This window comes from Paraburkholderia phytofirmans OLGA172 (genome assembly GCF_001634365.1).
Lineage (GTDB): Bacteria > Pseudomonadota > Gammaproteobacteria > Burkholderiales > Burkholderiaceae > Paraburkholderia.
Genome location: NZ_CP014578.1, coordinates 3,234,034 through 3,258,388, shown reverse-complemented (window position 1 = coordinate 3,258,388; position 24,355 = coordinate 3,234,034). Strand labels below are relative to the sequence as shown.

At 62.5% G+C, this 24,355-nt stretch carries 19 protein-coding genes and 1 pseudogene; 9 read left to right on the top strand and 11 right to left on the bottom strand.

Going from position 1 to position 24,355, the window contains the following annotated elements; translation table 11 throughout:
• The first annotated feature begins 118 nt into the window (after positions 1 to 118).
• Both AYM40_RS14210 and AYM40_RS38540 read left to right on the top strand, forming a co-directional pair.
• The gene (locus AYM40_RS14210; RefSeq protein ID WP_063498017.1) at positions 119 to 1,447 is read left to right on the top strand and encodes a hypothetical protein; all 1,329 of its coding nucleotides are present in this window, start codon (positions 119 to 121) and stop codon (positions 1,445 to 1,447) included.
• A 241-nt stretch (positions 1,448 to 1,688) separates the two neighbouring features.
• Positions 1,689 to 2,174: pseudogene (locus AYM40_RS38540) on the top strand (hypothetical protein); the annotation flags it as partial.
• Here the strand turns inward: AYM40_RS38540 and AYM40_RS38535 are convergent.
• A complete protein-coding gene (locus AYM40_RS38535) occupies positions 2,110 to 2,427 on the bottom strand; it encodes a leucine zipper domain-containing protein (RefSeq protein WP_236720955.1) in 318 nt (105 codons plus the stop codon). The pseudogene AYM40_RS38540 and the gene AYM40_RS38535 sit on opposite strands and share 65 nt — an antisense overlap.
• A gap of 746 nt (positions 2,428 to 3,173) precedes the next feature.
• Here AYM40_RS38535 and AYM40_RS14200 point away from each other — a divergent pair.
• Positions 3,174 to 3,842: a hypothetical protein gene (locus tag AYM40_RS14200; RefSeq protein WP_063496774.1), complete on the top strand. Its 669-nt coding sequence runs from the start codon at positions 3,174 to 3,176 to the stop codon at positions 3,840 to 3,842.
• A gap of 115 nt (positions 3,843 to 3,957) precedes the next feature.
• Here AYM40_RS14200 and AYM40_RS41390 read toward each other — a convergent pair whose 3' ends face one another.
• The 8 genes from AYM40_RS41390 to AYM40_RS14165 all read right to left on the bottom strand — a co-directional run bounded on the left by AYM40_RS41390 (position 3,958) and on the right by AYM40_RS14165 (position 13,210).
• The gene (locus AYM40_RS41390; RefSeq protein ID WP_158515280.1) at positions 3,958 to 4,113 is read right to left on the bottom strand and encodes a hypothetical protein; all 156 of its coding nucleotides are present in this window, start codon (positions 4,111 to 4,113) and stop codon (positions 3,958 to 3,960) included.
• Complete coding sequence (iolB, locus tag AYM40_RS14195) at positions 4,110 to 4,907, bottom strand: 5-deoxy-glucuronate isomerase (RefSeq protein ID WP_063496773.1); 798 nt, start codon at positions 4,905 to 4,907, stop codon at positions 4,110 to 4,112. Before iolB ends, AYM40_RS41390 begins: the two co-directional genes overlap by 4 nt.
• Positions 4,904 to 5,830 carry a myo-inosose-2 dehydratase gene (gene iolE, locus AYM40_RS14190; RefSeq protein ID WP_063496772.1) on the bottom strand — a complete coding sequence of 309 codons (927 nt, stop codon included), beginning with the start codon at positions 5,828 to 5,830 and terminating at the stop codon, positions 4,904 to 4,906. The genes iolB and iolE overlap by 4 nt, the downstream gene beginning before the upstream one ends.
• Positions 5,831 to 5,840: 10 nt before the next feature.
• Positions 5,841 to 7,814 carry a 3D-(3,5/4)-trihydroxycyclohexane-1,2-dione acylhydrolase (decyclizing) gene (iolD, locus tag AYM40_RS14185; RefSeq protein ID WP_063496771.1) on the bottom strand — a complete coding sequence of 658 codons (1,974 nt, stop codon included), beginning with the start codon at positions 7,812 to 7,814 and terminating at the stop codon, positions 5,841 to 5,843.
• The gene (locus AYM40_RS14180) at positions 7,811 to 9,877 is read right to left on the bottom strand and encodes a bifunctional 5-dehydro-2-deoxygluconokinase/5-dehydro-2-deoxyphosphogluconate aldolase (RefSeq protein WP_063496770.1); all 2,067 of its coding nucleotides are present in this window, start codon (positions 9,875 to 9,877) and stop codon (positions 7,811 to 7,813) included. The genes iolD and AYM40_RS14180 overlap by 4 nt, the downstream gene beginning before the upstream one ends.
• Positions 9,878 to 9,943: 66 nt before the next feature.
• Positions 9,944 to 10,768, bottom strand: coding sequence for an ATP-binding cassette domain-containing protein (locus tag AYM40_RS14175; protein ID WP_063496769.1), 825 nt, complete (start codon positions 10,766 to 10,768; stop codon positions 9,944 to 9,946).
• A gap of 13 nt (positions 10,769 to 10,781) precedes the next feature.
• On the bottom strand, positions 10,782 to 11,963 hold the full coding sequence (locus AYM40_RS14170; RefSeq protein ID WP_063496768.1) for an ABC transporter permease: 1,182 nt from the start codon (positions 11,961 to 11,963) through the stop codon (positions 10,782 to 10,784).
• Between the two features lie 200 nt (positions 11,964 to 12,163).
• A complete protein-coding gene (locus AYM40_RS14165; protein ID WP_063496767.1) occupies positions 12,164 to 13,210 on the bottom strand; it encodes a sugar ABC transporter substrate-binding protein in 1,047 nt (348 codons plus the stop codon).
• Between the two features lie 275 nt (positions 13,211 to 13,485).
• Here AYM40_RS14165 and AYM40_RS14160 point away from each other — a divergent pair, with 275 nt between their 5' ends.
• The 4 genes from AYM40_RS14160 (at position 13,486) to AYM40_RS14145 (ending at position 16,767) form a co-directional block, all read left to right on the top strand.
• Positions 13,486 to 14,367 carry a MurR/RpiR family transcriptional regulator gene (locus AYM40_RS14160; protein ID WP_063496766.1) on the top strand — a complete coding sequence of 294 codons (882 nt, stop codon included), beginning with the start codon at positions 13,486 to 13,488 and terminating at the stop codon, positions 14,365 to 14,367.
• Positions 14,360 to 15,376: an inositol 2-dehydrogenase gene (iolG, locus tag AYM40_RS14155; protein WP_063496765.1), complete on the top strand. Its 1,017-nt coding sequence runs from the start codon at positions 14,360 to 14,362 to the stop codon at positions 15,374 to 15,376. Before AYM40_RS14160 ends, iolG begins: the two co-directional genes overlap by 8 nt.
• Positions 15,376 to 16,422: a Gfo/Idh/MocA family oxidoreductase gene (locus AYM40_RS14150; protein WP_063496764.1), complete on the top strand. Its 1,047-nt coding sequence runs from the start codon at positions 15,376 to 15,378 to the stop codon at positions 16,420 to 16,422. The genes iolG and AYM40_RS14150 overlap by 1 nt, the downstream gene beginning before the upstream one ends.
• A gap of 117 nt (positions 16,423 to 16,539) precedes the next feature.
• Positions 16,540 to 16,767 carry a sulfurtransferase TusA family protein gene (locus AYM40_RS14145; protein ID WP_025600552.1) on the top strand — a complete coding sequence of 76 codons (228 nt, stop codon included), beginning with the start codon at positions 16,540 to 16,542 and terminating at the stop codon, positions 16,765 to 16,767.
• 263 nt (positions 16,768 to 17,030) lie between these two features.
• Here AYM40_RS14145 and galU read toward each other — a convergent pair whose 3' ends face one another.
• A complete protein-coding gene (gene galU / locus AYM40_RS14140; RefSeq protein WP_063496763.1) occupies positions 17,031 to 17,912 on the bottom strand; it encodes a UTP--glucose-1-phosphate uridylyltransferase GalU in 882 nt (293 codons plus the stop codon).
• A 73-nt stretch (positions 17,913 to 17,985) separates the two neighbouring features.
• On the bottom strand, positions 17,986 to 20,865 hold the full coding sequence (locus AYM40_RS14135) for a valine--tRNA ligase (RefSeq protein ID WP_063496762.1): 2,880 nt from the start codon (positions 20,863 to 20,865) through the stop codon (positions 17,986 to 17,988).
• 218 nt (positions 20,866 to 21,083) lie between these two features.
• Between AYM40_RS14135 and AYM40_RS14130 the strand changes: the two genes are divergently transcribed.
• Positions 21,084 to 23,435 carry a UvrD-helicase domain-containing protein gene (locus AYM40_RS14130; RefSeq protein ID WP_063496761.1) on the top strand — a complete coding sequence of 784 codons (2,352 nt, stop codon included), beginning with the start codon at positions 21,084 to 21,086 and terminating at the stop codon, positions 23,433 to 23,435.
• Entirely contained in the window at positions 23,432 to 24,253 is an 822-nt protein-coding gene (locus AYM40_RS14125; protein ID WP_063496760.1) for a 5'-methylthioadenosine/adenosylhomocysteine nucleosidase, read from the top strand. Before AYM40_RS14130 ends, AYM40_RS14125 begins: the two co-directional genes overlap by 4 nt.
• The last annotated feature ends 102 nt before the right edge of the window (positions 24,254 to 24,355 follow it).

Sequence of the window (24,355 nt, the reverse complement as noted above, 5' to 3'; positions counted from 1 at the left end):
CCGAAGACAACCCGTCGTTTCCCGGCAACGGGCGGCAAGCCGGTCGCGATGTGCCCCCCCGTTGCGCGTGCAACTGCCGGCGGCTTTCGTCGCTGCAGAACGTGAATATCACTTGACGATGCCAGTCGATCTGTCTCCCGCGGGTCCGCCGCGTGCCTACCCGACGAACCCGCCGCGTCTCGTGCCGTGGCTGATCGGTTGGGTACTTTGCAACGGAATTGGCTCAGCAGGGGCGCTGCTGCTGTGGCCGGCTGGCACACCCGCGAGCGGGCCGTGGTTCTGGTTTTGCGTGGCGGGTATCCCCAACGGCCTGTTCCTGATCACGCTGGGCATCGCGCGCGCCGGCTATGAGGCATTGTGGTTCCGGGCGCACTACTGGAACATGCACCGGCGCAACTGGCTCAATCGCCGCGTGCGCTATGCGCAGCAACCGCTGCAGGTGCTGGGCGTGGGCTATTGCCTGCCGCTCGGCGGTACGAGTCTCACCGAGGCAATCGCGGCAGCGAAGCCCCTGCCGAAAATGCAGGCACCGCGCAACGGTCCAGGGATGATCCTGCACAACCGTTTTGCCGATAACGATCCGCAACTCGATAGCCCGGCAATCGAAGCAGAAGCGGTACGACACGAAGTCGTACAGGATAAGAGCGGAACCCACCCTTCAAAGCAGGCCCCCGTTTCCCCAGCGGTCCATCTGATCCGTCGGGTACTCGAGCCGCTAGCGGTCAGTCTGCATGCGCTATCGCGATACGAACCGGTCTACTGGCCGAAGATCCATGTGCTGGCCTTGCCCGCCGAAGCGGGGGAGCGTGAACAGCAGGTCCGAGATGCGCTGCGCATGGCCGGCTTGCCTCCTCTTCAATGTCAGGCCGTGCCGGCTACGGACGGCCTGCTCGTGGCCGATGCGTGGCTCGATGCGGGCGAGAGACGCCCGCTGCTGGTGATCGCCGCGGAATGGCACGACGCGCAGCCGTCCACCGGCAGCACCGAAGGCAGCATCGCAGTCCTGCTCGCCCCCGGTGTGTTCGTCTTACCCGAACCGGTCAAGGTAGTGGCGAGCCTGCATCGACCCGTGGCGGGCGAACTGGATACCGTCGCCGACATACTCGCGAATGCCGTGCTGTGGGGCAACGCTGACGCCCCGACCATCCAGCCCGCCTGGATCAGCAGTCTCGAAGACTCGCACGAAACAGATCTGCTAGCGGCTCTCAAGAAGGCGTCGCTCTCCGGCGTCACAAAACTCGAAATGCAGCGCCGCGCCGATAAGCTCATCGGTCACTCGGGTGCGGCAGGTGGCTGGCTATCGGTCGCCGCGGCAGTCGAGTCGGCGGGGAGCGGTCCGCACCTGATCCTTCACACCCCCCAGCATACGCAGACCTCGCAGGCCGCGATCCTTTACGTGAGCCCCGCACCGGATCCCACTTCACCGCACGGCGAATCCGGCGAATAACCTCAAGACACTTTCATCGGGAGAGGAGTCCCCCGGCGCACCGGGCAGGCTCGCCATCTTGGGGTTGATCATGATTGCCGTCGTGCCGAAATTTGATGTGCCACGTGATGCTCCGACAGCGCCGGTTGTCATGCACTGCGCGATGCACGCGCCCCTCGCTCCGTGCTCGAATCGGTCTCAGGGTGCCGTTTGAATCTCATCTGCGCATAGACCGCCCAAGCCCGACGCGTGGGGCTTCCCAATGACTCGTCGTGGCGATTCAAACGCTCGATCGCTTGGTGAGCGTCCTACCAACAGCGCGGCCGCCGCGAGCGCCGATCGACCCGCCTCAGCATCACGGTCCGCGCTCGAACTTGCCAAGGCCAAACAGCTCGCTGCCGAACAACGTGTCGCCGAACGTGTGCCATCCGCGAGTGGCATGCATGAGACGCGTAGCCGTCCGTTGACGCTGCGCGATTCCGGCATCGACGGTTCGTTGATGTTCGCGCGCGACGTCGACTTTCGTGTAACCGGCGACATCGGCTTCATGATTCACGATATGGCGGCAACACTGACCCCGATGCACGCCGGTCAGCCGATCGTGTTCGACGATCCGACCAGCGTGACGATCAACGTCCATCGCGGCGACGTCACGCTCGACAGCGCCAGGCTCACCGCGATTTTCAACCGCTACCTGTTCCAATACCAGGGCTCGCCGTTGCGCAATATGCGTGTGATGCCTCAAGACTGCAGCGAACGCCACCCCCTGTTGGGAAATCGTCCTGGAAATCCATCTGCCACAGCGAATTGGGTTGTTCGTGTTCGAAGCGCTGCCAGTGCTGGCGCTGCGCGCAATCACGCTCAGTGATCCGGTCCGATGAGCGCGTGGGGCTGTGATGTGGGCGACGCGAGCGGTTGGCCAGGCCATCAGCGTCTTCTGTCTTGTGGCGATCAAGCCATTGGTAGTTGGTCTGATAGCTGATGTTGAAGCGCCGGCACAACTCGCTGACCGGCAACGTCTGTCCGGTCCGGGCAAATACATGTCAACCATGTTCCCGTATACCTGTCAGCAATGTCTCTAGTCTGCACAAGTGGTGGTATATCGAGTCGTACATGCCAAGTTCGTCGAAGCTCATACTCGTGACGACGTCGGCGACCCGCCGGCAATGCTGGGGAGGTTCATATGCATGGTGTAACAGGATGGTTCAGGAATGACTCGTTCAGTGACTACGCACTTCGACCCGCGGTTCATGCAGCGGCCGCCGCGAACGGAGGCGCCACTGGCGACGGTAGTCGCGAGACTCCCAGACCTCCGTGGGGAATAGCGGTGGAACCGCAATATCAATCCAACAAGGAGAACTGGGACGAGTATCAAAAAAGACATTGCAATTGGCGTACGGGCGGCCCATGCCGTGGCAAACCGCCGAAAAATGAAGGGGAGAGTCCGCCGCCAACGCGTGGCCAAATTGCGACTAGCGTGATTCTGTCGGTTGTCGGTGGTGGTCCTTTGGAACCACGCCCAGCCGGGATGGGCGCTGAGCCGGGAGGTGCATCCGGTGTGCCGCTGGATATTCCGTCCGCGACGGGTACGTCTTCGCGCCTGCCATCGCGTCCCGCTACACCGATGGATACGTCTTCGCCGCCACCATCGCGTCCCGCTACACCGATGGATACGTCTTCGCCGCCACCATCGCGTCCCGCTACACCGATGGATACGTCTCCGCCGCCATCGCGTCCCGCTACACCGATGGATATGTCTCCGGCGTCGTCGCCTCCCGCTTCGCCGGCACCAGAGCAAAGCGAATTACCGCCTTCGCTTGCTGGCAGCAAGCCGGTCGACGCGACAAATTCCAGCACGCGGTCAAAGTCTGCCGATGAAGCGAACTCGCCTAATCCAGATCTCAACCCGGCATTTGTGCCTCCGGGCATGCATGTCAACGAGATCGGCTTTCTCGAGAAGAAAGCATTCCCCCGTGTTTATCGAGTTGACTCCGGTCTGAATCGCGCTGCGATCCTCGAACATGGTTTCGAACCATCATCTCACTTCGGGGGCATCAAAAAGATGATTTCGGGGGACGCGCTGATCGTTTCCGAAACGCTGGAAGGCGCACGAGCATTCGGCGACAGCGAATTTGGTGCTGGCCACTATGACCTGTATGAGATCAAGACCAAGGGTCTCAAAGGAGCGTCATTGAAGGACAACGTCTACTTCAACCCTGCCTTTACCGCCAAGCAGCTCGGTCGCACGCCGAGCGCACTAAAGGAGATGGCGCCGCGCGAGGTAGCGGAGGGTGCGCTGGAGTTTCGTGAAGCACATATCGATGCGGCCGCTGGTGATCCAGCCAGGATTCGTCTCATCGAACGTGGCATACCGCGCCCACAGACCCCTCCGGACAGTGACGGTTCGACCGACTAGGCGTGACGGCCGTTCCATGAAACCCGTCGCCCAAACCATGCACCGGGCGACGGCAAGCAAACCGGTCACGTGGCACGCGTTGGCATGCGCAACGCAGTCTGCTCGAACACGCGAGTCAGCGCGTGCCCGTGTCGTAGGCCGCTGCAGATGCTGCCCCGCACAGCGGCAACGCCAATAGATCACCAAGAAAGACAAATGCCATAGGAATGCAAAACAAAAGAAGGCGCAGCAGGCAATCAGAGCAGACCGCCTGCAAGGCAAAAACGATCATTCTTTATTGATAATCCACTCGTGCGCCGGATCGTTCTTGAAGTGCCAAACCCGCTGCTTGCCAGCCATAACATTGAGGTAGTACGAATCATATCCATAAGGCACTACAACCGGATGATACCCACGCGGCACCATCACGACATCGTGATCCTCAACGGCCATCGACTCATCGATATCGCGCATATCGGTATACACCCGCTGAAACGCAAACCCCTGCGCCGGATCGAGCCGATGATAATAAGTCTCTTCCAGCGAACTCTCGAGCGGCACATTATCGGTATCATGCTTATGCGGCGGATAACTCGACGCATGCCCACCCGGCGTCCGCACCTCAACAACCAGTAAAGACTCCGCAAGCTCAGTCTGCGGAAGAATATCGCATACGTATCGCGTATTCAGCCCCTTGCCACGCGTGGAGCGCTTCATCGAAGAAGGTTCGATCAACCTCGCCGGATACGCACCCTTGGCAGGCGCACTCGCCACACCAACCTCCGCATCGCGACAGGCGCGAACCGTCGCCCGCACGCCAGGCGGCAAATACACCGCATGCGGTGCGGCATCCTCGAACACGCTGTCGCGCGAACCCAGCGAACTCCATGTGGCGTCAGCAGTTTCAATATCCACCGCGCCCGTGAGCACCACGATACAAACCTCTCGCGATGGCTCAAAAACATGAACGACTTCACTCGCGCCCAGCCGGTAAGCGGCAAATCCCACATACCGCCAGCACGCCGACTCAGGTGTCACCCGCGCGATCGTCTGGCCCTCGCGCTGCGCCTTCACCAATAAACTCATGCTGCCTCCTGCTCAGTCTTACCACCGGTGTCGAGCGGCGCATCGACCAGCGCTTGCAAAGTCCTGAATCCTTTCTGCGCATAGTCATACGACGGCGCCACCACCGGGTCCTGTTCCGCTTCAACCACCAGCCAGCCGCGATAACCATGCCGCTTCAAAAGATCGATGATCGCCGGGAAGTTCACCGCACCATCGCCCGGTACCGTGAAGGCACCGTTGATCACGGCATCGAGAAAACTCCAGTTGCGATTGCGCGCCAGCTTCATCACCGCCGGCCGGACGTCCTTGCAGTGCACGTGACAGACGCGGCCAATGTGCTTGCCGAGTACCGCGAGCGGATCGCCGCCGGCAAACGTGATGTGCCCTGCGTCGAACAGCAGGCCGACGGCGTCGCTCGTGCGCGACATCAGCTGGTCGACGTCAGCCGGCGTTTCCACGTACGCGCCCATATGATGGTGGTACGCAAGCCGCACGCCGCGGCTCAACGTATAGCGTGCGAATTCGTCGACGCGCGCCGCATACGCGGCCCACTGCGCGTCGCTGAAAAAACGCGGGCGTTGATACAGCGGTTGCGGCGCACCTTGGATCGAATCGGCGACCTCGCCGTACACCATCGCCGTCGCGCCGTTCTGCGCGAGCAGGTCGAGATGCGGGCCGACCGAGGCGATTTCCTCTTCCACGCTGCGTCGCGCGAGCCGTCCGGAGTACCAGCCGGATACCAAGGCCAGATCGTATTGAGCGAGCAGCCTCCTCAGCGCCTGCGGCTCGCGCGGAAACTTGTTGCCGAGCTCGAAGCCCTGGTAGCCGATCTGCCGTCCTTCGGTCAGGGCGACTTCAAGCGGCGTTTCGCCGCCGAGCGAAGGCAGGTCGTCGTTCATCCACGATAAGGGGTTGATGCCGATCCGTACGTCGAAAGCAGTCATGCGGACATCCTCATTCGTTGTCGATGTGGCGGGGGCGGTCGCTGGGATCGGCGGGCGCGGTGCGTGCGGCGAGTTGCGCGTCGTATTGCGAACGTGCGGCGCGCACGGCGTCGCGCGCCGAAACTTCGGGCACGGCGACTTCCCACCACCAGCCGCCGTCGCCCGTGGTACGGGCCGGATCGGTGTCGATACTGATCACGTAGGTGCGATCGGCGGCGCGCGCACGTTGCAGCGCGTTTTCAAGCTCAGCGATATTCGCGACATGCTCGGCCTGCGCGCCGAGCGCGCGCGCATGCGCGGCGAAATCGATTCTCGGTGCGCCAAGCGGGCCCTGCATGCAGTCGTCGAGCAGGTTGTTGAACGGTGCGCCACCACAGGCTTGCTGCAAGCGATTGATGCAGCCGTAGCCGCGATTGTCGAGCACCACCACGATCAGCTTCGCGCCGATCATCACCGAACTCGCGATCTCGCTGTTCATCATCAAGTAGCTGCCGTCGCCGAGCATCACGATCACTTCACGCGCCGGCCGCGCAAGCTTGACGCCGAGGCCGCCGGCGATTTCGTAGCCCATGCACGAGTAGCCGTATTCGACGTGATATGCGCCCGGTTTGCCCGCGCGCCATAACTTGTGCAATTCGGCCGGCAAGGTTCCCGCTGCGCATACGACGATATCGTCCGTCGCGGAACGCGCGCTCGAACGCTGCACCGCGCCGATCACGTCGCCTTCATACGGCAGCACGGTGTCGCGTTGCGGCGCATGCGTGAGCGTGCTCACGGTATCGCGCCAGCTCGCCGCGAGTTTGTGCGCACGCGCGGTCCATGTGCGCTCAGCGTGCCAGCCCTGCAGTGGTCCGGTGAGCGCATCCAGTGCAAGACGTGCATCGGCTTCGACCACCAGCGCGCGATGCTTGAGGCCGTCGAATGGGTTCGCGTTGATGCCGATCACGTCGGCCTGCGTAAACAATGTGTTTGAACCGGTGGTGAAGTCCTGCAGGCGAGTGCCGATTGCGAGCACGCAGTCGGCATCGTGGGCTAGCGCGTTGGCGGCAGGCGAGCCGGTCACGCCCAACGCACCGGCGTTCAACGGATCGTTCCATGCGAGCGCACCCTTGCCGGCCTGCGTTTCCGCCACCGGAATGCCGTGCGCGGCGGCGAAGCGGTGCAGCGCGTCGGCCGCGCGGCCATAGAGCACGCCGCCGCCCGCAACGATCAGCGGACGCCTGGCGCGGCGCAGGCGGGCAACCGCCGCGTCGATATCTTCGGCGCGCGGCGCGGGGGAGTAAAACGTGACGACGCGCGGCGCAAAGAAATCGGCTGGGAAATCCCATGCCTGCGCTTGCACGTCCTGGGGCAACGCGAGCGTGACGGGACCGCACAATGCAGCGTCGGTTAGCACACGTAAGGCGCGCGGCAGCGCATTGAGCAACTGTGCCGGATGCACAATGCGATCGAAGTAGCGCGACACCGGCTTGAACGCATCGTTGGCGGAGACACCGCCGTCATGGAAATCTTCAACCTGCTGCAATACCGGATCGGGCGCGCGCGAGACGAACACGTCGCCGGGTAGCAGCAGCACCGGCAGACGATTTACATGCGCGAGCGCGGCCGCGGTGATCAGATTGGTCGCGCCGGGTCCGATCGAAGTGGTGACAGCCATCATGCGGCGACGGAAATGCGCCTTTGCATAGGCGATCGCGCTGTGCGCCATCGCCTGTTCGTTGTGAGCTCGCAGTGTGGGCAAAGCCTCGCGATGCTGATACAAGGCTTCGCCCATTCCAGCCACGTTGCCGTGCCCGAAGATCGCGAACACGCCGCCAAAGAGCGCCTCGGTGCCGGTGCCGTCTTCGGTCGTGACGCGAAGCGCTGCGAGGTAGCGAACCAGCGCCTGGGCGGTCGTCAGGCGGATGGTGCCGCCGGATGGTGGGTGGGCCTGGGTGGCGTCGTTGGCGGACGCCGCGTCATGATGCAATACGCGCTGGTTCATGCCGCCTGCTCCTGATGTGCGTGGCTCGCGGTGGTGGACTGCGCGCGTGTCGCTCCGCGCGTCGCACGCCACGACGCGATCAACGTTTCGAACGTGCGGCGCACCCGCGCAATCAGTTCGTCGTCGCCGATTTCACCGGCGAGCCATGCATGGCTCGGCTCGTGAAAAATCGTGCGGCCCACGGTAAAGCCCCGGCATGTCGCCGATTGCGCCGCCGCGCGAAAGCCATCGTTCAATTGCTCGACACCCGCCGATAAACCGAGCAGCACCACGCCCCGGCAGTACGGATCGCGCTCGGCGATCAGCGCGTCGACGGCTTGCCATTGTGCGGCGTCCATCGGTTCGAGCTTCCACCATTCGGGATAGATGCCGATGTTGTACAGCCGCTTCAACGCGCGATAGACGATGTCCGGTGCTTGCGGCAGAGGTGCGTGCTTCGGCGGAATCACTTCGAGCAGCAATTCGTGACCGCTCGCTTGCGTCGCGTCGTAGAGCGCACGCAGTTGCGCTTCCTGCTCGAGGCGTTGTTCGACCGGTTCGTCGGGATGGAATTGCACGAGGCACTTGGCGATGTGTTCCTGCGGCCACGCGGTCAGCGTCGTGCCGATCGAGCGGCCATGGTCGAACACGAGCGGCACGGAGCCGGGTAGCTCGACCGGCCGGCCGATCCACCAGCCGCGGCCGGTGGCGGCGTTCAATGCGTCCTGACCATAGCGGTCGTCGCTCAATATGCCGATGCGGCCTTGCAACCCCAAGGCGGTTTCCGTCTGCGCGACAGCTTCGACGAACAGGCGCTTCAGTTGCGCAATGCGTGCTTCGTCGGCACCGGTCTGCTGGGTGAGTTCGAAGAACTGGTTGCGGTGGTCGAACGCGAAGCCGAGTACTTCGTCCCATTGTTTGCGCGCAGGGGAGACGCGATGCAGGCGTGCGAGCGTCGCATCGCGGTCGGGGCGGCGCATGCGTTGCGGGTCGGCCTTGGCTTCGCGCAGGAAGTAGTCGAGTTCGGTGGGCGTCGGCATTGCGGGCGCGCAACCGTGACGCGAGACGACCAGCGCGCCGCTGGCATTGGCGGCCCGCGCGCAGGCTTCGAGTGGTTGATCGCGCAACCATCCGGAGAGAAAGCCCGAGGCGAATGCGTCGCCCGCGCCGAGCACATTGAGCACTTCGACTTCCACGCCGCCATGAATCGGCGCATCGTCGAGCGTTGCGGGCACTTTACCGTCGATGATCTGGCAGCCCATCGGGCCGCGTTTCAGGACAAGGGTCGCCGGTGTGACGGCGCGCACCATCGCGAGGGCTTCGACGAGTTCAGTCTTGCCGCCGGCGATGCGGAACTCCTCCTCGGTGCCGATCACCAGATCGAACAACGGCAGAATGCGTTGCAAGTGCGCGGTCACGCCTTCGCTCGCGACGAAGCGGGTTTCGCCATCCGCCTTGCCCGTGAGACCCCACAACACAGGGCGATAGTCGATATCGAGCACGGTACGCACGTTATTGCGTCGCGCGTAATCCAGCGCGCGGCGGCTCGCGCGGTTCACCTGCTCGGTCGAAAAGTGCGTGCCGGTAATCAGCAGCGCTTTCGACGACGCGATATACGCCTCATCGAAATCCGCTTCATCCACCGCCATATCCGCGCAGTTCTCACGATAGAAGATCAGCGGAAACGTATCGCGATCCTTCAGCCCAAGCAGAACGAGCGCGGTCAGACGCTCCTGATCGATGCGTACGTGACTGACGTCGCAGCCTTCCTTCGTCAAGGTCTCGGTGAGAAAACGGCCCATATGATCGTTGCCGACGCGCGCCAGCATCGCCGATGCAAGCCCGAGCCGCGCGCAACCGAACGCGATATTCGCCGACGAGCCGCCGAGATACTTCGCGAAGCTCGACACGTCTTCGAGCCGCGCGCCGACCTGCTGCGCGTACAGATCGACTGCGAGACGGCCAAGGCAGACGATGTCGCGGCTGCGGCCTGGCGCGAAACGGCTGTGCGTAGCCGCGGAGGCGGACGTGGGCCTGCTACCGTTCACGATCCCGGTCCCGCTGGATGTGCTGGAATGATCCATGAATATTCCTGAATAGCTGTGCGCGGGCGCGAGGCGCAGCAAGCGCTGGCAACCCACGCGAATGAATCAGATCGTCGCGCCGTCGAGTTCGCCGATCATCTTCTGCATTTCGGCGCCGCCGGCCATCATGTCGAGGACTTCGTCCTTGCTGATGGTTTCCTTCGTGAACGTGCCGAGCGATTTGCCGCGATTGAGCAGCGTGAACGAATCGCCGATCGGATACGCGTGATGCACGTTGTGCGTGATGAAGATCACCGAGATGCCTTTCGCGCGCGCCGTGTGGATCAGCTTCAGCACATTGAAGCTCTGCTTGACGCCGAGTGCGGCGGTCGGCTCGTCGAGAATCAGCACGCGTGCGCCGAAGTGAATCGCCCGCGCAATCGCCAGGCACTGCTTTTCGCCGCCGGACATGGTGCCGATTGGTTGATGCGGGTCGCGCACGTTGATGCCCATTTCGGCGAGCTTGTCGCGTGCGGTGGTGGCGCTGGTTTCTAGATCCATCACGGTCAGAAAGCCGAACAGTTTCTTTTGCGGCTCGCGGCCCATGAAGAAGTTGCGCGCCACGGAGAGCAACGGCACCAGTGCGAGATCCTGATAGACGGTGGCAATGCCGAGATCGAGCGCGTCTTTCGGCGACTCGAACCGCACCGGTTTGCCGTCCACCAGATATTGACCGGAAGAGGGCTGATGCACACCAGCCAAGGTTTTGATCAGCGTCGATTTGCCCGCGCCGTTGTCGCCGAGCAGGCAATGCACTTCGCCGCGCTTCAGACGCAAGGTCACGCCGCTCAGCGCGATCACCTGGCCGAAGTACTTGCTGACGTTTTCGAGCGCGAGGATCACGTCGTCCTGCGGTTCAGCCGCAGTGTTCACGGTATTCGTATCGGACATGGTCGTCTCCTCGTTACGACTGCGCGACGCGGCGGCGCACGTAGTGATTGAACAGCACGGCGATGAGCAGCATCACGCCAAGGAATACGCGGAACCAGTCGGAGTCGACATTCGTGTAAGTGATGCCGATCTGCACCACGCCGAAGATCAGCGCGCCGAAGCAGGCGCCGATCACCGAGCCGTAGCCGCCGGTCAGCAGCGTGCCGCCGATCACCGCCGCGATGATGGCTTCGAATTCGGCCTGCAGCCCGCGGTCGGCCGCGGCCGAACCGATGTCGCACACTTGCAGCACGGCGAACAGGCACGCGCAGAACGCGGTGAGCACGAACAGCGAGATCTTCACGCGCCGCACCGGCACACCGACGTTCTTTGCCGCATTGGCGTCGCCGCCGACCGCGAAGATCCAGTTGCCGAAGCGGGTCTTGGCGAGCGTGAACGCGCAGACCGCGGCAAGCGCGAACCACCAGAGCAGCACTTTCGGAATGCCCGGCACGAGCGGGTTGCCGTTGTCGAGCAGCTTCACGACGCCGATCTGGCCGAGCCAGACGAACAGGCCCTTGAACGCGACACCCTGGAACAGGGTATGGGCGAGCCAGTCGTGAGCGGCGACGTCTCCCACGCCGGAGATGATCGTGCGGTCGGCGAACATGACCGACAGGGCCAGCGTGAGTCCACGCAGGATGAACAGAAACGCCAGCGTCACGATGAATGACGGCAGGCGCGTGCGCATCACCAGATAGCCATTGAGCGCACCGAGCAGCATCGATCCCGCGAACGCAAACACGATCGACAAGGCAATCGGCCAATGAAAGTACATGGTGGGCAACGCGACCATCATCCCCGAAAAGCCGATCATCGAACCGATCGACAGATCGAATTCGCCGGCAATCATCAGCAGGCACGCGCCGACTGCGATCAGGCCGAGATACGCGGCCACTTGCGACCAGTTCATCACGCCGTCGAGGTTGAACATGCCGGAGTTGCCGGCTGCAACCCCGAATACCAGGAACACCATCACGGTGCCGGCGAGGGCGGCGAATTCCGGACGGTTCAGTAGATGCCGGAACCACGATTCCTGGCGCACACGTTCATCGGCCGCCGCGGGCGCACCGCTGGACGTCGACGCTGACGCCGTCCCAGCGCCGGAAGGGGGCTGCTTGCGGTGATGGGGGTGGAAGGGGTTGGCTACGCCCATTAAAGCTCTCCTTGATGCGCCTCGGATGACAGTCGCTATCGATCCGGAACTGGACCGCAATCGGACCCCGCGGCGCGTGATGCACGTAAAACGTGACGAACGCAGGCGTGGGGCGGCCGGACCCGTTGCGGCCGGCCACATCCACATTCTTCATACCTGCCGGAACGGTTCTCCCGTATCCGCACTTCCAGCGAAATGCGTTAGCGATACTGCCCGGCGTACTTGACCACCTTGTCGATATTGGCCTTGGTAATGAAGCCCGGGCCGGAACCGATATTGCGCGGCCCATAGGCGGGCGCCAGGCCGTAGGTGGCGAGGCGTTGCTGGAACTTCGGATTTGCCTCCAGGAGCTGGCGGATCTTCGCCGGATCTGTGGTGTGTTCCTTTTTCACGATCGCCAGGACGGCGACCGGGATATAGCCTTGCAGGTAGGGTTGCTGGTCGATCGCGAACTGGATCGTGCCGTCCTGGATGCCCTTCGCGATGTCATTGTCGAAGTCGAAGGTCGCGAACCAGATCTTGCCGGCGAGGCCCATCTGCTGCAGCGCCTTGATCGTCGGCGCGGCCGACAACGGACCGAGGGTGAGCACCGCCTGGGTGTTCGGGTGATTGCGCAGATACGCGCTCACTTTCGATTGCACACCGGTCGGGTCCTGGCCGGCGTCGAGCGTGGAGGACTTGAAGTCGACGCCGATTGCGTCGCCAAAGCCCCGGCAGCGTTCGAACGAAGCCGGGTTGGTCGCGTAATGGTTGACGCACAGGAACGACTTGATGCCCGCTGCCTTCGCCTTTTCGCCCGCCGCTTTGCCCGCGGCATATTCAGGCTGGCCGACGTGCATGATTGCGCCAAGCTGGGCGCTTTGCGCCTCAGTGCCGGAATTGATCGTGACGAGCGGGATGTGTTTTTCGGTGACCTTGGCGATCGCGCTCTTGAGCACGTCGAAGTCGGCAATCGAGACGATCACGCCGTCGTAGTTGCGCGCGGCAGCCTGTTCGACGAGGCGCGCCATGTCGGCGATGTCGCCGTTCGGCGGATTGCGGTAGTCGGTCTCGACGTTGAAATCTTCGTCGGCCTGTTTGATGGCGTTCTTGATGGTGTTCCACCACGAATCCGAATCCGGCGCGTGGCTGATCAGCACGAAGTGAGCGTCAGCCGCGCGGGCGGCCGACGCCGCACCGAATCCCGTCGCCAACGTCAATGCCGTCACCAGAATCCTGAGCGTAGCCTTGCCCTTGCAAAGTCTCATTGTCTCCACCTTTCTCGGTCTGTCGTTATTGAAGGGAGCGTCTGGCGGGCGGCCTTTCGATTGCGTGCGTTGCGGCATGCGTGCGCCGATGCACCATCGCTCACAACCAAGATTAGGCCATCTTCCGAAGCGGTGCAATGAAAATTTCATGACAAATAAAAATGGAAAATACGTTCCATTTTATGAGGCGCCTGCCTATAATCGGCAGCGTCGGAGGTTGTGCGAGAGACGCTGAATGCTCTTGCGCACTGCAATAAAGCAACGATGAGAGAGCCATGGCGGAAGAGAGCACTGAAGACTTGCCGAGCGTCGAAGAATTGATGCAGCGCATCGCGGAAAACTATGAGGCGCTGCCGCGTCAATTGAAGAACGTCGCGACTTATATCGAGCAGCATCGTTCGAGCGTGATGGTGGATCGCACCAGCGATATCGCCGCGAGCTGCGGCGTGCACCCGTCCGCCGTGGTGCGTTTTGCGCAGCGCTTCGGCTTTTCCGGATTCTCCGATTTGCAGCTGGTGTTCCGTCAGGCGTATACGGGGCAGGGTACGTCCTCGCCGAGTTATCAGCAGCGGATTCGCAAGCTGATCGACGAGAAGCCCGGCGCGTTATCCGGCGGCGCAGTGGCGCGCGAATTCATTGCGGCCTCTCGCGGCGGTCTTGAAGAACTTGAAGCCGGCCTCGACGACCAGCAGTTCGATGCCGCCGTGAAAATGCTGCAGCAGGCCGACAACATCTACGTGATCGGCGTGCGGCGCTCGTTTCCGGTGGCGAGCTACATCGTCTACGCGTTGCAGCACACCCCAAAGCGCGTGCATCTGGTATCCGGTTTCGGCGGCATGTACCGCGAACAGATTCGCAGTGTGAAGAAGGGCGACGTGGTGATCGCGATCAGCTTCGCGCCCTATGGCAAGGAAACCCAGTATTGCCTGCGCGTTGCGCATCATCACCAGGCGAAAACGCTAGTTATTACGGATAGCCAACTTTCTCCGCTGGCGCGTTATGCCACCACCCAACTGTATGTGAAAGAGGGCAGCGCGTTTGCGTTCCGCTCGCTCACCAGCACGATCTGTCTGTGCCAGGCGTTGTTCATCGCGCTCGCGTACAAGCTCGAACTGAACGTGGAAGAATCCAAAGACACTGGAGGATACGATGACTGAGGCGGTAAAGACGATTGACGTAGCGGTATTCGGCGCGGGACGTATCGGCAAGATTCATGCGGCGAATCTGGCGCGGCAACCGGGCGTGCGGCTCAGGTATGTGGTCGATGTGAATCGCGAGGCAGCCGCGGCGCTCGCCGCCGAACACGGCGCGCAGGTTGCGGATATCGATGGCGCGATGGGCGATGCGTCGATCGGCGCGACGGTGATCTGTTCGAGCACGGACACGCACGCGGATCTGATCATGAAATCGGCCGCACAGAAAAAGCACGTGTTCTGCGAGAAACCGGTGGACCTGACTTTGGAGCGGGCACGCGCATGCGCAGAGGCGGTCGAGCGTGCGGGCGTGGTCTGCATGATCGGCTTTCAGCGCCGCTTCGACCCGACCTTCTCCGCGTTGAAAGCACGCATCGATGCGGGCGAAATCGGCACGCCGGAAATGCTGGTGGTGACGAGCCGCGATCCGGGCGCACCGCCGGTCGAGTACATCAAGCACTCGGGCGGCATCTTCAAGGACATGCTGATTCACGACTTCGACATCTTCCGCTGGATTCTCGACGACGAAGCCGACACGCTGCACGCCACCGGCAGTTGCCTTTCCGATCCGGCGATTGCCGAAGCGGGCGATATCGATTCGACCGCGGTGACGATACGCACGAAGCGCGGGCGCTTGTGCCAGATCAACACCGCGCGACGTGCGGCTTATGGGTATGACCAGCGTTTCGAAGTGCTCGGCAGCACCGGCATGCTGCAGGCGGGCAATGTGCGGCCCACCGAAGTCACCGCATATTCGAGAACCGAAGTGTCGAGCGACGTGCCCGAGGCGTTTTTCCTCGAACGTTATCGCGCGGCGTACGCGTTGGAAATCGCGCATTTCTTCGACGCGGTCACGCACGGCAAGCCGGTTCGAACCACCGTCGCCGACGGCCTGAAAGCGCTCGAACTCGCCGATGCCGCGACGCGCTCGTGGCGCGAGGGTCGTGCGGTAAAACCTGGCGAGGCAGCGTGATGAAGGCGGCGACTGGGCGGCTTCGTTTGGGTGTGGTTGGCTTGGGGCGTTTGGGCAAGCGGCACGCGGAAAATCTGGCGTATCGCGTGCCGGGTGCATCGCTCGTGGCCGCGTGCAGTCCGTTGGAAGAGGAGCGGGCGTGGGCGCGCGAGGCGTTGCCCGAGCCGCGTCTTTACGACGATTATGCGGATCTGCTCGCCGATCGCGAGGTGGACGCGGTGTGGCTCGTCACGCCGTCGTCGTTGCACGCGCAGCAGATTATCGATGCGTTGCGCGCCGGCAAACATGTGTTCTGCGAGAAGCCGCTGTCGCTGGATCTCGTCGAGTGCGAGCGCGTTTTGGCTGAAGCTGCGCGGTATCCGCATCTGCAGGCGACCATTGGCTTTATGCGGCGTTTCGATCCGAGCTACAAGGATGCATTCGACAAGATCGAAGCCGGCAAGATCGGCCGACCATTTCTGGTGCGCTCGCAAACTACCGATCAGAACGACAACAACGGCTTTTTCGTGCGTTTCGCGGCGACCTCGGGCGGGATCTTTCTGGACTGCACCGTGCACGATATCGACGTCGCGCGCTGGCTGCTTGGCAAGCCGCGCGCCAAACGCGTGTTTGCGGCGGGCGCGGTCGCATTGCATGAGGGGCTGCGTGGATTCGGCGACGTCGATAATGGCGTGGCGATCTGCGAGTTCGAAGACGGCAAGCTCGCGATGTTCTATGCGTCGCGCACGCAGGCGCATGGCAATGACACGCACAGCGAAGTGATCGGCACGGCGGGTGCGCTGGCCATTGGGCGCAATCCGCGGGCGAATCGCGTTGAGATTTATGATGCCACGGGCATTCGCAACGAATGCACGCCGAGCTTCTTCGATCGGTTCGAGGATGCGTTTTTGTATGAGGCGCGGGCGTTTGTTGCCGCTGTGCAGGGTGGGGTTGGCGCTGGCGCTAGCGTGCAAACGGGGGCCACGCTGGCCGATGCGCTTGAAGCGACGCGGATCGGGATGGCGATGAGGGAGTCGCTGCTGAGCGGGGAGGCTGTTGTTTTGTAGTAGGGGTGGGGCCTGCCGCCCCGGCGGCAAACCCCAAACCCCCGCCTGCTGTAGAATTTGACCCTCTCCCCGGCGTCGCGCAAAGACGCCTCATCCCGAAGGTCATCGTCGATGCAAATACAGGTTCACAAGGAAGTCGATGCGCGCGGGCTGATGTGCCCGCTGCCAATTTTGCGCGCCAAGAAGGCGCTCGCCGATATGGAAAGCGGCCAGATTCTCAAGGTACTGGCCACGGATCCGGGCTCGCAGCGCGATTTCGCCGCGTTCGCGAAGCAAACCGGCAACGAAATCGTCGAAAGCTCAGCACACGACAAGGTTTTTACCTTTTTGATGAAGCGCCGCTGAAATACGCGCACCAAAGCTCGCGTAGGGGGAAAAGCTCACGTGCTGAGCTGCGCGGCCCAGGCGGGGCACCCCCCGTCGAGTCCCTTTAGACGGGTACCTTCAGGCGCCCCCTAGCCGGCGCCTTCAGGCTGGCCCGCCTAGGCGCCCCCAAAAACAAAAAGGTGCTGTGCCCGCAAATGCGGGTCCAGCACCTTTTCTACCTCTGCCTGATGCTTATCGCGAGAGGCTAACAGCGCAGAGGTTCTGCGCGGCTGTCCAGTTGCTTAGCCTTCCAGCACCGGCGAGCGCGTGCGCAGATATTCTTCGAAATCGGCCGCGACTTCCGGGTGACGCAGGGCGAATTCGACCGTCGCTTTCAGATAACCCAGCTTGCTGCCGCAGTCGAAACGCGTGCCGTGATACTTGTACGCCAGCACCTGCTCGTCGGCGAGCAGCGATTGAATCGCGTCCGTCAGCTGCAATTCGCCGCCCGCGCCCGGCTTCAGTGCGCGCAGATGTTCGAAAATACGCGGCTTCAGCACGTAACGGCCCACCACACCCAGATTCGACGGCGCGACAGCCGGCTCCGGCTTTTCGACAATGCCCGACATCTTGATGATCGAGTCTTCCCACTCCTTGCCGTCGACGATACCGTACGATTTCGTCTCCGAGTGCGGGATCTCTTCGACGCCAATCACCGAGCTGTGATAGTGGTCGAACACCTCGATCATCTGCGTCATGACCGGCGGCGTGCCGTACAGCAAGTCGTCCGCGAGAATCACGGCGAACGGGTTGTCGCCCACCAGCTTTTCAGCGCACATCACCGCGTGGCCCAAGCCGAGCGCTTCCGGCTGACGCACGTAGAAGCAGTCGACATGGCTCGGCTTGATGCTGCGCACCAGTTCCAGTAGCTTGGCCTTGCCACGCGCCTCGAGTTCCGCCTCGATTTCGTATGACTTGTCGAAATGGTCCTCGATCGCGCGCTTGCTGCGGCCCGTGACAAAGATCATTTCGGTGATGCCCGCCGCCATTGCCTCTTCCACCGCGTACTGAATCAGCGGCTTGTCGACGATCGGCAGCATCTCTTTCGGGCTCGCCTTCGTGGCAGGGAGGAACCGGGTGCCAAGACCTGCTACCGGAAATACTGCTTTTGTAACTTTTAGCATGTGATTACCCTGAATCCTCTGGTTTAGCTTGTGGTCTTTGCCCGCCCGCAACGGGGCGGACACGGAGCGTCGATCAGGCTGGCAATCGAGCCAATTGGGCCTTCAGCTTGCCGATGGTGGTTTCGAATTCTGCCAGCCTTTTCTGCTCCTGTTCAACGACTACCGGTTTTGCCTTTGCAAGGAAACTTTCATTCTGCAACTTGGCATTGCACTTGGTGACCTCCATGCCAAGCCGCGCAATCTCCTTCGACAGACGCTCGCGCTCCACGGCTACATCGATTTCCACCTTCAGCACGAGCTTGTCATTCCCTACGATAGCAATCGGCGCGCCATCTGCTTGCGCATCCAGGCTTGCCTCGTCGGCAATGATCTGCACCTCCGACAAACGGGCCAATGCCTGAGCGTACGGAGCGAAGGTGAAGAGGCGCTCCGCGTTGCCGGTAGCGAGCAACGGCACCTTGACCGCCGGCGACAGATTCATCTCGCCGCGCAGATTACGGCACGCATCGATCACCGCTTTCAGGTCGGCCGCCCATTGCTCCGCGTCTTCGTCGATCTTCGACGGCTCCGCAAGGGGGTATGGCTGCACCATGATGGACGCTTCGCCCTCGGCTTTGCCTTCGGGGTAACGCGCCGCCAACGGTGCAACTTTTTGCCACAGCGCTTCGGTAATGAACGGAATCACCGGATGCGCGAGGCGCAACACCGTCTCGAGTACGCGCAGCAGCGTGCGGCGTGTTGCGCGCTGCTGATTCGGCTGACCCGTCTGGATCTGAACCTTGGCGAGTTCGAGATACCAGTCACAGTATTCGTCCCATACGAACTTGTATAGGGCGTTGGCAACATTGTCAAAACGATAGTCGGCGAAGCCCTTGGCGATTTCCGCTTCCACGCGTTGCAGGCGCGACACGATCCAGCGGTCGGCCGCCGAGAAATGCAGATGGCCCTCCGGGCCGCACTCGCCGCACTGCTCCGGCTTGCCGAAACCGCAATCGTGGCCTTCGCAGTTCATCAGCACAAAACGGGTGGCATTCCACAGCTTATTGCAGAAGTTGCGATAGCCTTCGCAGCGCGCCAGGTCGAAGTTGACGTTGCGGCCGAGCGTGGCCATTGACGCCATCGTGAAGCGCAGCGCGTCCGTGCCGAACGCCGGAATGCCGTCGGGGAATTCCTTGCGGGTTTTCTTTTCGATCGACGCAGCCTGCTTCGGGTTCATCAGGCCGGTGGTGCGCTTGGCAACCAGCGCGTCGAGTTCGATGCCGTCGACGATATCGATCGGGTCGAGCGTATTGCCCTTGCTCTTCGACATCTTCTGGCCTTCGGCGTCGCGCACGAGACCGTGTACGTAGACCGTGTCGAACGGCACCTTGCCGGTGAAGTGCGTGGTCATCATGACCATGCGCGCGACCCAGAAGAAGATGATGTCGAAACCGGTGACCAGCACCGACGAGGGCATGAAGTGCTTCAGATCCGGCGTCTCGGCAGGCCAGCCGAGCGACGAGAACGGCACCAGCGCCGATGAGAACCACGTGTCGAGCACGTCTGCGTCGCGCTTGAGCGGGCCCGTGTAACCGGCCTCTGCGGCTTTTTCGCGCGCACCCTCTTCGGTGTTGGCGACGAAGATTTCACCGTTTTCGCCGTACCACGCCGGGATCTGATGGCCCCACCAGAGTTGGCGCGAGATACACCAGTCCTGGATGTTTTCGAGCCACTGATAGTACGTGGTGGACCAGTTTTCCGGCACGAACTTGATTTCGCCGCTGCGAACCACGTCCAAGGCCGTTTCGGCGATCGATTTACCGGGATTGAAGGTGCCTTCGGGCGCCGGCTTGCTCATGGCGACGAACCATTGGTCCGTCAGCATCGGCTCGATGATGACGCCCGTGCGGTCGCCGCGCGGCACCATCAGCTTGTGCGGCTTGACCGATTCGAGCGCGCCGAGAGCTTCCAGGTCCATCACGACCTGCTTGCGGGCTTCGAAACGGTCCAGGCCGCGGTAATTTGCCGGCGCGTTGTCGTTGATCTTCGCGTCGAGCGTGAGGATTTCGATCATCGGCAGGTTGTGACGCTGGCCGACTGCATAGTCGTTAAGGTCGTGCGCGGGCGTGACCTTAACGACACCGGTGCCGAATTCGCGGTCGACGTAGTCGTCGGCGATGATTGGGACTTCGCGGCCGGAGAGGGGCAGCGTGACCGTTTTGCCGATCAGGTGCGCATAGCGTTCGTCTTCCGGATGGACCATCACGGCGGTGTCGCCGAGCATGGTTTCCGGACGTGTGGTGGCGACCGTCAGATGGCCCGAGCCGTCCGTGAGCGGATACTGGATGTGCCAGAGGTGGCCGTTTTCTTCTTCGCTGACCACTTCGAGGTCGGAGACGGCGGTGAGCAGCACCGGATCCCAGTTCACGAGGCGCTTGCCGCGGTAGATCAGGCCTTGTTCGTACAGGCGTACGAACACGTCGCGCACGGCGGCCGACATTTTGTCGTCCATCGTGAAGTATTCGCGCGACCAGTCGATCGACGCGCCGAGGCGCCGCACCTGATTTGTGATGGTCGAGCCGGATTGCTGCTTCCATTCCCAGACGCGTTCAGTGAATTTTTCGCGGCCGAGATCGTGGCGCGATACGCCTTGCGCGTCCAGTTGCCGTTCGACGACGATTTGCGTGGCGATGCCCGCGTGGTCCGTGCCCGGCACCCACAGGGTATTTTCGCCGAGCATGCGGTGATAGCGAGTGAGGCCGTCCATGATCGTCTGGTTGAACGCATGGCCCATATGCAGGGTGCCGGTGACGTTCGGCGGCGGCAACTGGATCGAGAAGTCTTTTTTGTTCTCGTCGAAGGTGGGCGCCGCGTAGGCGCGCTTTTCCCATTCGGGGCCCCAGTGGGCTTCGATGGTGTGGGGCTCGAAGCTTTTGGCAAGCGTGGAGGTCGTGTCGCTCGGGGTCTCGCTCATTTGTCGGTCTGCTGGTAGATGCAAAGAATGCTCGATTATAAGCGGCGCCGCGCGCGGGGGGCTTTGGGGGGACGGTTTGTCTGGTTTTTTTGCCTGTGTCGCGCTTGGGGTTGGTTGCAGGCATCCAGACAGTAAGCGCCCCGCAGGCAAAAACCCCAAAAAAGCCCCAGCCCCGGAGGGGCATATAATGTCGAACGCCTTCGCCGTCCTCCCCAAAAATGCCCGATCTGCTAGCCAATCTAAACCCCGAACAGCACGCCGCCGTCACGCTCCCCAACGAGCCAGCGCTCATCCTTGCCGGCGCGGGCAGCGGCAAAACCCGCGTCCTCATCACGCGGATCGCGTGGCTGATCCAGCACGGTCTGGCGTCGCCCGCCACCATCCTCGCGGTGACCTTCACCAATAAAGCCGCCCGCGAAATGATGGCGCGTCTTTCGGCACTCTTGCCGATCGATACGCGAGGCATGTGGATCGGCACCTTCCACGGCCTGTGCAACCGCATGCTCCGCGCGCACCATCGCGACGCCGGCCTGCCCGCCACCTTCCAGATACTCGATACCGCGGACCAGCTCTCCGCAATCAAGCGTCTGATGAAGGGCCTTAACATCGACGATGAAAAGTACCCGGCGAAAAATCTCCAGTACTTCATCAACAATTCCAAAGAACAAGGCCTGCGGCCGAAAGACGTCGACGCCACCGACAACTTCAACCGCAAATTCGTCGAACTCTACGAAGCCTACGACCAGCAATGCCAGCGCGAAGGCGTCGTCGACTTCCCGGAACTGCTGCTGCGCTGCTTTGAGCTGCTCGCGCACAATCCGCCGCTGCGCGCCCACTATCAGGCGCGCTTCAGGCACATTCTCGTCGACGAGTTCCAGGACACCAATAAGCTGCAATATGCGTGGCTGAAAATGCTGGCCGGGCAGACCAACTCGATCTTCGCGGTCGGCGACGACGACCAGTCGATCTACGCCTTCCGCGGCGCGAACGTCGGCAACATGCGCGACTTCGAACACGAGTTCAACGTCCGGCACATGATCAAGCTGGAGCAGAACTACCGCTCGCACGGCCATATTCTCGACGCGGCCAATCAGCTGATCGCCAATAACTCGCGGCGTCTGGGCAAAAATCTGCGTACCGACGCGGGTCACGGCGAACCGGTGCGCGTCTACGAGTCCGCTACCGACACGCAGGAAGCCGGCTGGATCGTCGAGGAAATCAAGGCGCTCATCAGCACGGGCACGTCGCGCAGCGAAATCGCCATCCTGTATCGCAGCAACGCGCAGTCGCGCACGATCGAGCACACGCTGGTCAATGCGGGCATCGCGTATCGCGTGTATGGCGGTCTGCGCTTTTTCGAACGCCAGGAAGTCAAGCACGCGCTCGCCTATCTGCGCCTGATCGACAATCCGAACGACGACACCGCGTTCGCCCGCGTCGTCAATTTCCCCACACGCGGCATCGGCGCGCGCTCGATCGAGCAACTGGCCGATGCGGCGCGTCTGTACAACTGCTCGATGGCTGCGGCGATTCCGTATGTCGCGGGTAAGGCGGGATCGAGCCTCGCCGGCTTTGCGAACCTGATCGGCAAGATGCGCGCGGAAACTCAGCAGATGAGCCTGCCGGAAACGGTCGAATACGTGGTTCGCACGAGCGGTCTCACGGAGTTCTATCAGAACGAACGCGAAGGTCAGGACCGGCTGGAGAACTTGCAGGAACTGGTCAATGCGGCGGCTGCTTTCGTCAGCGAAGAAGGCTACGGCATGGATACGCCGGCGCGCTCGATTCCGCTGCGCCCGGGCGCAACCGCGGCGCCCGAACTGGCCGTCGCCACCGACGATCCGAATACCGTCGTGCTGGACGCACCCAGCATCGTCGATCCGGCGCAAAACCCGGACACGATGACGCCGCTCGCCGGTTTCCTGTCGCACGCTTCGCTGGAAGCGGGCGACAACCAGGCGCAAGCCGGTCAGGAAGCCGTGCAGTTGATGACGGTGCACGCGGCCAAGGGCCTTGAGTTCACGGCGGTGTTCATCACCGGGCTCGAAGAGGGGCTGTTCCCGCATGAAAACAGCGCGATGGAATCGGACGGCCTGGAGGAAGAACGCCGTCTGATGTACGTGGCGATCACGCGGGCCAAGGAGCGTTTGTATCTGTCGTTTGCGCAGAGCCGGATGCTGCACGGCCAGACGCGCTACAACATCCGCTCGCGTTTCTTCGACGAACTGCCGCAGGAAACCCTCAAGTGGCTCACGCCGAAAGTCGAGGCGGGCGCGCGCTGGGGCGGGCGCTCGGATAACGCCGGTTACGGTCGCGACTGGTTCGCGCGGCCGGGTTACACGGGTGCTTCGTCGTCGACGCCGGCGCCGTTACCGTCTTTTGCGAACGAACAGCGTGCGGCTGAAACGGGCTTTCGCGTCGGCCAGCAGGTGTTCCACACCAAGTTTGGGGAAGGCACGATCACGGCGCTGGAAGGCGGCGGCACGGATGCCAAGGCCCAGGTCAAATTCAAGCGGCACGGCGAGAAGTGGCTGGCGCTTGCGGTCGCCAAATTGCAGGCGGTCGAATGAGCACGGGCGCGATAAGCAGGGCACAAATAGGGGCGGGCGGCGCAGGCGCGCCGGTCTCGCATCGTCCGCTCGGCATTCTGGCGGCATTGCCGCAGGAACTCGGCGACCTGATCGAAGCGATGCGCGCCGAATCCGGCGTACGCACCATCACCCACGGTCAGCGTGACTATCACGTCGGCACCGTGCACGGCGCGCCTTGCGTCGTGACGCTGGCGCGCGTGGGCAAGGTCGCGGCGGCGGCCACGGTCAGCGCCTTGATCCATGCGTTCGATGTCGACGCAGTCGTGTTTACGGGTGTTGCGGGTGGCGTCGGGTCTGAGGTGCGGGTCGGCGATATCGTCGTCGCCAACGCGCTGATGCAGCACGATCTCGACGCGTCGCCATTGTTTCCGCGCTTCGAGGTGCCGCTGCTCGGCGTGTCGCGTTTTACCGCCGATGGTGCGCTCGCCGATCAACTGGCCGCGGCGTGCGAGCGTTTTGTCGCGGAAGAGGGCGCCGCGTCGGCGGCGCGCTTCGGTACACGCGAGCCGCGCGTCCATCGCGGCCTGATCATCAGCGGAGATCAGTTCGTCGCGAGTGCAACGGGCGTCGAAGCCTTGCGCGATGCGCTGCCGGATGCGCTCGCGGTCGAGATGGAAGGCGCGGCAATCGCGCAGGTCTGCTATGAATACGGCGTGCCGTGCGCGGTGGTGCGCACCATCTCCGACACCGCCGACGATCACGCGCCGCAATCGTTCGTGTCGTTTCTCACGGAGATCGCCGGGACGTATTCGAATGCGATTTTGAAGCGTTTTCTGGAGGCGCGCCGGGTGGCGTGACATGTTCGCCGTTGGCGCGCGCAGGGCGCTGATCAGCCGGCAGTCACACGAATGAGCGGCGCATGACTGCGTCGCCCTTTCACCGCACGATCAGCCTCGCCG